We start from the raw sequence: 11,662 nt of genomic DNA, 5'->3' as shown, positions 1-11,662 counted from the left end.
CAGGGGGCTCAGCAGGCATTGCCAGGAACGTACTTGGCAAACGACCGGAACCCCCTATGGTTCTGTCTTGCACATCTCGTGAAGAGAATGTGACGTCGGCTGCGGGGAGCGGTGCGGCGGGAGGGAAGGGCTGCCGCCAGGAACTTCGGTCGTATCCGTACCATCATGGAACTCTCGACGCTTCGAGCCCGTCTGCACTTCGGCTCGCCCGACCGTTGATCTGACTTGTTTGGACGGATGACATGCCGATACCGAGTTCAGTCGCCGCAGCATCGTCCGGGGATCCGGGGCGCGACCGGTTGCGGCGGGTTCTCGGCGACTGGCGTGAGTCGCTGCTGGATCTGAGCGGCCGGAACCGGCTGCTGAACTTCCGGCACACGAAGACGGCGACGCTGGAGATCCACTCCCCCGGAGTGCCGGTGTTGCTCGGTGGCCTTGCGGGCGGCTGGTCCTTCGCCCCTGTCGCACCGGCCAACGCCGACGAGGGCGACGGCGTTTCTCTCGCGAAGGAACAGGCCCGCCTCTCCGGCATGGTCACGCAGAAGACGACCCAGGCGGGCCTGGACAGCGCGCTGCGGCGGCTGCGCAGCCAGGCCAGCCAGATGTTCAACGACTACGGCCTGTGGGTGCTCTGGCTCGGCGTTGGCATGCTCGACTGGTACGAGTCCGACGACCAGGAAAAGCCGTCCACCGCCCCGCTGCTCCTGGTGCCGGTCGAACTGCGCCGGACCGGGAACGGCAGTCTGCGGCTGCATGCCGCAGAGGATCAGGACGCGATCCACAATCCGGCGCTCACGGTCAAGTTGGCCCGCATGGGCGTGGACTGGGGACCCGTCGCCAGGATGGACGTGTCCAGTCCGTCGGCCGTGCTCGACGCAGCCCGCCGGGTCGCCCGCGGTCAGCACCGTTGGACGGTCGAGGAGCGGATGGTCGTCGGCCTGTTCGCCTCCTACAAGGAGGCGATGTACCAGGACCTGCTGCAGAACGAGGAGCAGATCCTCGACCACCCGCTGGTCCGGGCGGTGGCGCTGGGCCCCGACATGGGACTTCCCGGAGATGGCATCGGGTTCGAGCCGCCCGACCTGGACCGGATCGATGACATCCAGCCGCCCGAGCGCACGCCGCTGGTGCTGGACGCCGACGCGTCCCAGCGCCAGTGCATCGCGGCGGCTCTGGACGGCCGTTCCTTCGTCGTGAGTGGACCGCCGGGAACTGGCAAGAGCCAGACCATCACCAACATGATCGCCGCGCTGATGCACGCGGGCCGCACGGTGCTCTTCGTCAGCGAGAAGGCCGCCGCTCTGGACGTCGTGCGCAACCGCCTCCGGGATGTCGGGCTCGGCGACTTCGTCCTGGCCCTGCACAGCGGCGACACGTCCAAGAAGGCCGTGGCCACCGAGCTGAGCCGGGTGCTGACGAGCGAGGTGCGGGCCACCGGGGCAGCGGCTCACGAACTTGAGAGGTCACGCGACCTCCGCACGGCCCTCTCCGCGTACGCGGCCGCCATGAACGAGACCAGTTTGCCGCTGCAGCGCAGCCTCCACGACGTGCTGGGGCGCGTTCTCCAACTGGAGCAGCGCGCGGGACGGCACTTCACGTTGAGAGTGGGGCGGGACCGGATCACCCGGGACCTGTCCGCGGGAGTGCTGCGGCAGCTGGTGGATGCGGCCGAGACGATCAGTCGATCCTGGCGTCCGGTCGTGGAGGGCGCGGACTTCACCTGGTTCGGGCTGGTCGGAGAGGCGCCCTCTGAGACGGTGGCCGGGGCTGACGATGCGTTGAGGGATGTTCAGACGGCCTGCGAGCAGCGGCCGTTCGCGGCCGAGGGGCCGGATCCGCGCAGTGTGCGGGAGCTCGACGAGGTCGTACGCGAGCTTCGCAGAAGGTTGCCGGCAGGCGGTCTTGTCGAGCGTTCCGGGCGGGCTGACTCTCTGCCGGAGAACCCCTCCAGTACCCTCGCCGAGCTTGCGGACGCGTTCGGGATGCCCAAGCCGACGTCAGCCGCAGCGGCTTTCGATCTGCTCACGCTCGCCGACCTGGGCGAGGCCGACTGCCGACCGCCCGCCGCCTGGTTCGACGCGGACGTCCTGGCCCAGGCGGAGTCCGCGGCGTCCGAACTGCGCGAGGCCGCAGAGGCCGAGCGAGCAGCCCGAGAGCGGGCACAGGACGCCTTCAGTCCTCAGGTGTGCCAGGCCGCGGAACTCCCGGCCCTGGTGCAGCGGTTCGCGGAGCAGCACCACGGAATCACGGCGCGCTTCTCCAGCCAGTACAAGGCCGACCGTGCCGCGGTCGCAGCCCTCACCGTCTCCGGCGCCTGGCACAAGAACCTGCCTCGCCGACTGGATGACGCCCTGGCCTGGCACCAGGCCGCGGGACAGCACGCCGCTCTACGGGAGCAGCACCGCCGGCTGTTGGGCCGGTACGCCCCCGGGCCGGACGGGCCGTCCGAGCAGCTTCAGCAGGCGCTCACCACCGCACGGCACATCCTGGCCCTCTCCGCGAGCAGCGGCCGCCCCGAGCTCGTGGTGGCCAGACTCGCGGACGGCGTCGCCCCGGACCCGCTGGTCCGGCTCCAGGTCCGGGCCGTGCTCGGCACGGTGGCGGACTGGTGCGAGGTGACCGAGCAGCGAATCCACCGGTGGACGGAACAGGCCGATGCACTGTTGCTGCTCTTCGCCGAGCCGCGCAGGATTCAGCTCTCGCCCCGTCTGCTGGGCACCTTCGACCAAGCCCGTGCCGTTCTCGACCGCCTGCTCCAGGATCCCCACGGGCCCGAGGAGTGGCGGGCCTTCAGCGCGGCGCAGGAGCAGCTGCGCGGTTTCGGAGCCGGGGACCTCGCCGCCGGTTGCGTGGAGCGCGGAATCGCGGCCGCGGACTTCCCCGCCGTCGTGGAGGGGGCGCTGCTGCGCACGTGGGCCGAGGCGGTACTCGACTCGGATCCGCGGCTTCGGGTGAGCCGGTCGTCCGAACTGGACGCCCGCGTCCAGGACTTCCGCGCAGCGGACGAGCGGCTTGTCGCCGCTGCCCGCGGGGCGGTGATCGAGGCGTGCAACTCGCGCAGGCCGCGCAGCTTCGCAGCGGGCCCGGGTGCTGTGATCACCAAGGAGGCGGAGAAGAAGACCCGGCACATGCCGGTGCGCGACCTGCTCTCCCGCACCGGGGAGGTCGTCCGGCTGGTCAAGCCGTGCTTCATGATGAGTCCGCTGACGGTCAGCCAGTTCCTGCCCGCCGATTACCACTTCGACGTCGTCATCTTCGACGAGGCATCCCAAGTCCGGCCGGGCGATGCCGCGAACTGCATCTACCGGGGCAGAGCGCTGATCGTGGCCGGGGACGAGAAGCAGCTCCCGCCGACGTCCTTCTTCGACTCCGCCGTCGGCGACGACACCGACGAGTGGGACGAGGAGACGCCGGACAGCTTCGAGTCGCTGCTGCACGCCTGCCGGGCCGGTGCGATGCAGCCCCTCGACCTTCGCTGGCATTACCGCAGCCGCCACGAGGGCCTCATCACCTTCAGCAACCGGTCGTTCTACGGCAACTCGATGGTGACCTTCCCCGGCGCCCAGGAGGAGGGGGCCGACGTAGGCGTCGAGTTCTTCCACGCGCGCGGCGCGTACGACCGCGGCGGGCGCAAGGACAACCCCGTCGAGGCGGATTTCGTCGCCCGACGCGTCCTGCACCACTTCGACACCCGCCCCGGCCAGAGCCTGGGAGTCGTCGCGCTCTCCCTGGCCCAGGCGGCCGCCATCGAGGCGGCGGTCGACCGCGCCCGGGCCGACCGCCCCGACCTGGACCGCTTCTTCACCGAGGATCGCTTGGACGGCTTCTTCGTGAAGAACCTGGAGTCGGTGCAGGGCGACGAGCGCGATGTGATGATCATGTCCATCGGCTATGGGCCCGACCAGTACGGAAAGCCCTCGCTCAACTTCGGGCCGATCAACCGGGCGGGAGGCTGGCGCCGTCTCAACGTCGCCGTCACCCGGGCCAGGCACCGGATGGAGCTGGTGGCCTCGTTCACCGGCGATGAACTCGCCGAGAGCGAGAACGAGAGCGTCCAGCACCTCAAGCGCTATCTCCAGTACGCACAGCACGGCCCTTCCGTCCTGGAGCAGCAACTCGTCCAGCAGCAGGCCGAGCCGGAGAGTCCGTTCGAGGAGTCCGTGCTCGAGGTGCTCCAGCGCTGGGGCTACGATGTCCAGCCTCAGGTCGGTGTCGCCGGATACCGGATCGATCTCGGACTGCGCCACCCCGATGCCCCCGGCTCGTACGCGCTCGGCATCGAGTGCGACGGTGCGATGTACCACTCCTCCAAGGTGGCTCGGGACCGCGACCGGCTGCGCGAGCAGGTGCTGGCGGGCCTAGGGTGGAACCTCTACCGGATCTGGGGCACCGACTGGTATCGCGATCGGGTGGGAGCGCAGGACCGTCTGCGCGCGGCCGTCGAGGAAGCCGTTGCCCGACCTGCCGGTCGGACGGCCAAGACGGTCGAACCGCTGCCGAACCCCCCGACAGCCTCTGCCGGGCCGGCCGTGAACTCCGGTTCGAGGGCGGAGTCGTCAGCCGAGCCTGCGCGTCTGCGCATCGACGGAAACCACGTCCGGTCCTGGGCCAGGCCCTACCGGACGGCGGAGGAGAGGGTCTACTCCGCCTACGAGATGCACACCGTGGACGCGCGACCGGAACTTCGGTCCCTGTTGGCGGCCATCCTCGCGATCGAGGGACCCATTCACGAGGATCTGCTGATCCAACGAGCCCGAGAGGCATGGGGGGTGGGCCGGTCCGGCAGCCGGATCCGCGACAACGTGCGCGTCGTCCTTTCCGGCCTCGTACGGGCTGGCACCGCCCAGGAGACGGAGCCGGGCGTCTTCAGCCGTGCGGGCGACGCGGTCCACCAGGCCAGGACGCCGGACGCCACCTGGACGAGGAAGGTCGCCCACGTGCCTCCGAGCGAGCGCAGGCTCGCCCTGTACGCGCTTGCGGCGGAGTGCCCCGGGATGAACCGCGAGGAGCTGCTGCGAGCTGCCTGCGACTTCTTTGGCTGGGGGCGTCTGGGTGCGGACATCCGGAACGCCTTGGAATCCGACATGGCGCACCTGTTTCGCGAGAGCAGGCTTATGGATTCCAACTCCCGAATTACGGTTGCGAATTGAGACTGATAGCTGCCCCGGCCATTGCGTCGCCCCAGATGCGCAGCCCATTGGCCAGGCGCCCAGGTCGAGGCGCCCCTGGATGGCGGCTCGGGAGGCTATCCCGAGTGCGGGGACCTGCCTCGTGCCCTCGGTCCGGCCGCCGCCCGGGTGGAGGCTGACGCCGGGCCTTGTCCGGATACGCGGGTGGCTGGGGCCGCTGTGAAAAAAACATGATCAATCTCCTGCCCTGCTCACGCATGGCCGTCGGGTCGCGCGAGCCGGGGCACAAGTCGAAGAGGTTGCTGTGCACGCTCAAGAGGTCACGTTCGTCAAGTTGGTGCAAGGCGAGAAGCAGTTCCAGGTCCCGCTCTATCAGCGGACCTACAGCTGGAGCCACAAGGAGCTCAAGCAGCTGTGGGAGGACGTGCGCGAGCTCGTGGACGCCCAGCTGGACGGGGAGAAGCCGGCTTCGCACTTCATCGGGTCGGTGGTGCTGGCTCCGGGGCAGCTCGCCGCCGCCGGCGTGCAGCGCTGGCTCGTCGTGGACGGCCAGCAACGGCTCACGACGCTGATGCTCGCCTTCGCTGCCCTACGTGATCAGTTGCGCGAGGCCCCGGGCTCGGAGTTCGCCCGCACTGCCGAGAAGATTCAGAACCTGCACCTGGTCAACCAGTATGAGGACGGCAACGACCACTACCGGCTCCTGCCCACCCAGGCTGACCGCGAAGAGTTCATCGCTTGCCTCGACGGAAGCCCCCATGCGGGCGGGGGCGGCAACGTCGGAGGGGCGTACCGCTTCTTCCGGGGCGTCTTCGCCGAGGGAGCCCAGGAGCACGGCCCGCAGTGGCTGGAGACGGTCGTGAGCACCCTGGGGCACCTGCTGGCGATCGTCGAGATCACCACCGACCCCCAGGACAACGTGTTCCGCATCTTCGAGTCCATCAACAACACCGGGGTCGGGCTCAGCCAGAGCGACTTGCTGCGCAACTACATCTTCATGCTGCTTCCCAGCTCTGGTGAGCGCGTCTACCAGCAGGTCTGGCTCCCGATGCAGCAGCAGCTCGGCCCCAAGAACCTCGAACTGCTGGTCTGGCTGGACCTGGTGGTGCGCGGCAACAGTAAGGCCAAGCAGACCGAGACCTACCGCGACCAGCAGAAGCGCCTCCAGGCATTCGTCAACGACGAAGCGGGCCTGCGGGCGGAGATCACCGCCCTCGCCGAACGTGGCCGACGGCTCATGCGCATTGTCGAACCCGGGCGGGAAGCCGACCCCGGGCTCCGCAACGCCCTCGAACGCCTCGACCGGTGGGGTGGGCAGGTCCACTACCCGCTTGCCCTGCTGCTTCTCGAACGTGCCGACAGCGGGGAGGCCACGCCGCAGCAGGCCGCCAAGGCCCTCGCCCACGTGGAGAGTTACCTGGTCCGTCGACTGCTGTGCCAGACCGCCACCCAGGGCCTGAACCGACTGTTCATGGAGATGCCGAAAGACATCGACCCAGCTCTGCCCGTGGATGAGGCCGTACGCCGCCAGCTCTCCTCCAAGAAGTCCGGCCCCCGCGTCTGGCCCAGCGATGCGGACGTCATCGACGCTGTCCTGCACAAGCCCTTCTACGCCGCAGGCCGTCCGCTCCAGCGCACCTTCGTCCTGCGCAGTCTTGAGGAGAGCTACGGCGCGGCGGAACAGGTCGACTACGACAAGTCGCTGCTCACCGTCGAGCATGTGCTCCCGCAGAAGCCTTCTCAACAGTGGTTCGACGAGGTGCTGCTCGACGACGTGGAGGACGGTCAATCCCCGCAGGAGCTGCACGAACTTCTGGTCCACACCCTCGGAAACCTCACGCTGACCGGCGAGAACAGCCGACTGTCCAACCACCCCTTCCGACGCAAGCAGGAGATCCTCGAATCGAGCGCTCTGCGCATGAACGCGGAGATTGCCCGCGCTCCGCGGTGGGGGGCCAAGGAGATCCTGGCCCGAGGAGAGGATCTGGCCCGCCGCGCGGTGGAACTGTGGCCGGGACCGATCAATGCGGCAGAGGCTGAGCCCGAGGAATGGGCCGGCTGGAAGGAGCTGCACGCCGCGCTCTTGGCCATCCCCGTCGGCTCATGGACCACCTACGGGGCACTGGCCGCCCTCATCGGAAGCCACCCCGTTCCCGTCGGCAACCACCTCGCGACCCGCGGCGGCCTTCACGGTGCCCACCGGGTGCTCACCTCTGACGGCAGAGTGTCCCCGTCCTTCCGCTGGACCGACGGCGAACGCGACGACGACCCGCGGGAACTGCTCGAGCAAGAAGGCGTTCCCTTCGACAGCAAGGGACGCGCCAATCCCGCCTACCGTCTCTCCGCCGAAGACCTAGCGGCCCTGCTCGACAAGGAACTGACCAGCGAGGAAATCGAGTTCCCGCCGGCAGACACCCGCACCCGAGAACGCGCAGCTCGCTTCGAGGAACTCCTCACCCAGAACCAACCACATGCCGCTGAGGCAGTGTTGCAGGTTCTACGGCACTGGGAGCAGATCAGCCCGCAGTGCCGCATCGACTACGGTCGAGCCGCCGAGACGAGCGCCTTCCCCATGATGGACACCGCGCCGGGCAAGAACCTCACGAGCACCATCTGGCCGCTCGCGCTCTACCCCGTCGCCGGTGTCGTCGAAGTCGTCTTCCAGCACCTGCGGCTCCGTCCGCCCTTCGACGACACCGCTCTTCGCAAGGAACTGATGGACCGGCTCAACGCCATCGACGGGATCGAACTACCGGAGGCGAAACTGGAGCTGCGCCCGTCGTTCCCGATGGACCTGCTTGCTCTGCGTTGCGAGGAGATCGAAGGGGTCCTGGGGTGGTTCTTCCAGACGGTTGCGTTCTACAAGGCACAGCAGGAGTGAGCTCCCCGGTCCTGGAGCTCTGGGGCAGAGGACTGTCGGCGCTGCGGAGTTCCGCTCCGGATACGGCAAACCGTACTGGTGCCGGCCGCTGCAGCGGTCCCAAGCTGTACGTAACCTGCCCCGGCCATGCCGAGCGCCGCATTCAGGACACTGAGGTGCATCAGTCTTGCGTGGGTCGAGGGGCGGCCGACCTACACCGCCCCTTGTGGCCAAGCATCAGCGCAGAGGCTGGTGAACTGGCGCGGGTTGCCTCATCTCACGAATACTCATGGATGCTCAAGCGAGTAGGTTCGTGCACTGTGCGAGTTGCTGTCAGTTAATCGGAGTATTGCAGAGCTTGGGGGAGTGAAGGGGGAACTTCCATGCGACTGATCGATGGCACTCCGGAGGAGATCGCTGAGTTTCTCCGCCTGACGGAGGGGGGCCGCTCGGCGGAGGCTGAGGAACCGGATGCGGCTGACCTCGAATCCGCCGCCGAGCCGGCCGGTGGAAAGCTGGACTGGGATCGCATCGCTCAGTTCGTGCAGGGCAGGGCGCGCAGCAACGACATCGCTCGTCGGGTCACGTCCTTCTTGCGCGGGGCGCTCGAACTGGGCGACGTGGAGATCGGACCGGGTGCCTCCGAGCGCACCACGGACGGGTTGACCGACTACGTGATGGTGCATGACGCCGGTGTCCGCCGCTTCGGAGCGGTCGCCTACGTGCAGGCTAAGAACGGTGGCCTGACCCTCCGGCTGACTCGGCAGGACGTGTCCGGCATGAACGTGTCCGGCATCCAGTTCCGTGATGTACGCCCGGGGCATCAGTACGTCGTGAACTGTCAGCTGCGCGACGACGAGTCCGTGGCGACCGCGCTGAAGCTCGTCAGTACTGCGCTCGCCAAGGTTCGTGCCTGATTCTCGGCCGCCGAAAACGTCAGATGGGGTCAGTCAGATGGGGTCATCGGAGGAAGGCCAGCCGTCGCCGGTGATGTCGATCAGGCAGGCATGGCAGGCGGAGGGCCTCCAGCCGGGGTGACCGGCGACATCAGCGGCCCACCGGGGCCACGGCGTTCTCGCGCAGCTGCAGGAAGATGCCCTCGCCGCGCTTCTCCACCGCGGGCACCCAGTGGGTGGTGCCGCGGGAGAGAGACCCGGTTTGGTGGTGCGAGTTCGCGACGGTCCGGCGCGGAGATGCGGTGATGGCGGCGAACCGCCTCATCGAGCGTGTTCTGTGTTCTGCCGCCCCTGCGGCCGCACGATGTCGTGACAGGGAAGTGACCCGACGATCGAGCCACGCGGGGGCTGACGCTGAGGTGCCAAGGACCAAGAGCGCCGGCTCAAGCGGTTATGGCGCTGTGAGGCTCTGGACGAGCTTCACCACGGCCTCGGTGTCGGTCAGGTCACCGAGGACCACGTCAGCGCCCGCGTCCGCGAGCTCGGTGGCCGTCGTCTTCCCCGTGGCCACGGCGATGGTGAACACACCGTTCGCCCGCCCGGCCGCAACGTCCGCGGTCGTGTCCCCGAAGATGACCGCCCGGTCCGCTGGGCTGCCGCCACGGCGCAGCGCGACCGCGATCATGTCGGCGCGTTCCTCGGCGTCCTCGCCGTAGGCGCCGGCGTCGAAGTCGATGTGGGTGTCGAGGCCGAAGGTCTGCAGCTTGATCTCGGCGACCTTGCGCACATTGCCGGTGGCCGCGGTCTGCACGACTGCGGGCAGGTGCGCCAGGGCGTCGAGGACGGCATGGGTGCCGGGCAGGGCGTGGCCGCGCTCGCGCAGGTCCGCGGCCCGGCGCAGGTAGCCCTGGGCGAGGATGTCGGCGTAGGTGGGGAAGTCGACCAGATCCCGGGGCAGGCCGTGCAGGGCGAGGGTCTCGCGGAAGATGACCATCTCGGAGCGGCCGGTGATCTCCGCCTGCCGCTCCAGCGGGCGGCCGGTCACCTCCTCGAACGCGGCGGCGAACACCTCGTGCCCGACCCCGCGGGTGGAGATCAGCGTGTGGTCGACATCCCAGAGAACCAGCCGCTCCGCCATGCCTGCCGCCCTTCGCGCCCGCGTGTCTGCCGTGGCCCTTCAGCCTGCCACACCCGATCAGGCGAAGCCCCTGCCCGCCGCCTTCCCGCCGTCCTACCCTGGCAACACAACTGACGCACCGTCACGCACCGGAGGCCGATCGTGGTCGCGTCCGACCTGCCCATCGGCGACCGCATCCGCCGCTACCGGCGCGGCCGCAAACAGGAAGTCGTCGCCGGACTCGTCGGCATCTCCACCGACTACCTCTCCCAGATCGAGCGGAACCTGAAGGTCCCGACGCTCCCCGTGCTGCACGCCATCGCCCGGGAGCTCGGAGTGCCGACCGCCGCCCTACTCGCCGACGCGCCCCCGCCCGCCCCGCTCCCGGCGGACAGCACCGAGCCGGCCATCGTGCAAGCCCTCATGGGCTTCGGGCCCGCCCGCTCCGCGACCCCGGCGACACCGCTGCAACTGCGCGAGCGCGTCGAGCACGCGTGGCGCACCTGGCAGACCTCCCCGAACCGGTTCACGGACCTCGCCACGGTGCTGCCCGACCTGATTGCGGACACCGAGCACGCGGTCCGTGCCCACCGCAGCGAACCCGCCCTGCAGCGGGACGTGCTGCGCTGCGCCGCCGACCTGTACTTCCTGCTGCGCTCCTATCTGCGCCGTACCGGCCGCGTCGACCTGTCCCTGATGGCCGCCGACCGGGCCGTGCGCGCCGCCGAGGACGCCGACGATCCGCTGCGGATCGCCGCCGCCCAATGGAACCTCGGGCACGTCCTGCTCGCCGCCGGCGAAGCAGACGGCGCCGAACAGGTCGCCCTGTGCGCCGCCGAGGACGTCCACCGGCACATCGGGGACGACGACGGGCAGTTGGCCGCCATGGAGGGCGCGCTGCAGCTCGTCGCGGTCGTCGCCGCGGCCCGGCGCCGCCAGTGGTGGGCGGCCCGGGACCGCCTGCAGGAGACAGCCGCACCCACAGCTCGGGTGACCGGCGAGGGCAACGTGATGTGGACCGCGTTCGGCCCGACCAACGTCGAGCTGCACAACGTCTCGATCGAGATGGAAGCCGGCGAGGCGAGCGAAGCGCTGCGCCGCGCGGACGCCGTCGACACCAGCGAACTGCCGTCGCTGGAGCGGATGTTCACCTTCACCCTCGAGGTCGCCAAGTGCTACGACCTGCGCCGCGAGGATGCCGCGGTGCTGCTGCACCTGCTGGAACTGGAGCGGCTCGCCCCCGAAGACCTGGCGCGGGCGCCGATGGCCCGGGACATCGTGCTGAACCTGGTCCGGCGCGCCCGCGCGATGCACGCCCGGCAGGCCGAGGCGCTCGCCGGCCGCATGGGGGTGCTGTGATCGCCGGCGTGCTGCTGGTCCACCCGAGCTGACAGTACGGGTGACCGCCGGCCTGCGCTTCTACCGTCGCAATCACGAACGCGACGAATGGAATCGGCCATGAGCAGCGCGAACACCGCCACGTACAGCCCAGCCCAGTTGCACGGCCGCGCCTGCATCCACTGCGGCACCACCGACGGCCCTTTGGTGCCGGCCGGGTACGTGACCACGCAGGGCACCGAGGGGCCGCTGCCGTGGGCGGTCGTGGTCTGCTCGGACTGCCGGCGAGGGGGCAGCAGTGAGTAGCGCGTGGGACCACCCG

At 69.2% G+C, this 11,662-nt stretch carries 7 protein-coding genes; 5 read left to right on the top strand and 2 right to left on the bottom strand.

Translation table 11 applies throughout. The features are described 5' to 3' along the window. Positions 1–242 precede the first annotated feature (242 nt). The 3 genes from ACFP3V_RS29315 (at position 243) to ACFP3V_RS29305 (ending at position 8,906) form a co-directional block, all read left to right on the top strand. Positions 243–5,150 (top strand): DUF3320 domain-containing protein, encoded by a 4,908-nt coding sequence (locus ACFP3V_RS29315; RefSeq protein WP_380589994.1) that lies wholly within the window; start codon positions 243–245, stop codon positions 5,148–5,150. A gap of 316 nt (positions 5,151–5,466) precedes the next feature. Beyond that, positions 5,467–8,010, top strand: coding sequence for a GmrSD restriction endonuclease domain-containing protein (locus ACFP3V_RS29310; protein ID WP_380590050.1), 2,544 nt, complete (start codon positions 5,467–5,469; stop codon positions 8,008–8,010). Positions 8,011–8,372: 362 nt separating this feature from the next. Then, a complete protein-coding gene (locus ACFP3V_RS29305; RefSeq protein ID WP_380589992.1) occupies positions 8,373–8,906 on the top strand; it encodes a hypothetical protein in 534 nt (177 codons plus the stop codon). A 130-nt stretch (positions 8,907–9,036) separates the two neighbouring features. On the opposite strand, the gene ACFP3V_RS29300 is transcribed toward ACFP3V_RS29305, so the two are convergent. Further along, positions 9,037–9,210, bottom strand: coding sequence for a hypothetical protein (locus ACFP3V_RS29300; protein WP_380589989.1), 174 nt, complete (start codon positions 9,208–9,210; stop codon positions 9,037–9,039). 126 nt (positions 9,211–9,336) lie between these two features. After that, positions 9,337–10,023: an HAD family hydrolase gene (locus tag ACFP3V_RS29295; protein WP_380589986.1), complete on the bottom strand. Its 687-nt coding sequence runs from the start codon at positions 10,021–10,023 to the stop codon at positions 9,337–9,339. 141 nt (positions 10,024–10,164) lie between these two features. Between ACFP3V_RS29295 and ACFP3V_RS29290 the strand changes: the two genes are divergently transcribed. Both ACFP3V_RS29290 and ACFP3V_RS29285 read left to right on the top strand, forming a co-directional pair. Further along, entirely contained in the window at positions 10,165–11,361 is a 1,197-nt protein-coding gene (locus tag ACFP3V_RS29290) for a helix-turn-helix domain-containing protein (RefSeq protein WP_380589983.1), read from the top strand. Positions 11,362–11,460: 99 nt separating this feature from the next. After that, positions 11,461–11,646, top strand: a complete 186-nt coding sequence (locus ACFP3V_RS29285; protein ID WP_380589980.1) for a hypothetical protein — start codon at positions 11,461–11,463, stop codon at positions 11,644–11,646. The last annotated feature ends 16 nt before the right edge of the window (positions 11,647–11,662 follow it).

The sequence above is a fragment of the Streptacidiphilus monticola genome, assembly GCF_042658505.1.
Taxonomy (GTDB): domain Bacteria; phylum Actinomycetota; class Actinomycetes; order Streptomycetales; family Streptomycetaceae; genus Streptacidiphilus; species Streptacidiphilus monticola.
Note: the sequence above shows the minus strand (reverse complement) of the source record. Positions and strands in the feature narration are given on the sequence as shown.

Excerpts from the sequence above, each read along its gene's own strand:
- ACFP3V_RS29315 (WP_380589994.1), top strand. The coding sequence starts at position 243 with ATGCCGATACCGAGTTCAGTCGCCGCAGCATCGTCCGGGGATCCGGGG.
- ACFP3V_RS29305 (WP_380589992.1), top strand. The coding sequence starts at position 8,373 with ATGCGACTGATCGATGGCACTCCGGAGGAGATCGCTGAGTTTCTCCGC.
- ACFP3V_RS29300 (WP_380589989.1), bottom strand. The coding sequence starts at position 9,210 with ATGAGGCGGTTCGCCGCCATCACCGCATCTCCGCGCCGGACCGTCGCG.
- ACFP3V_RS29295 (WP_380589986.1), bottom strand. The coding sequence starts at position 10,023 with ATGGCGGAGCGGCTGGTTCTCTGGGATGTCGACCACACGCTGATCTCC.
- ACFP3V_RS29285 (WP_380589980.1), top strand. The coding sequence starts at position 11,461 with ATGAGCAGCGCGAACACCGCCACGTACAGCCCAGCCCAGTTGCACGGC.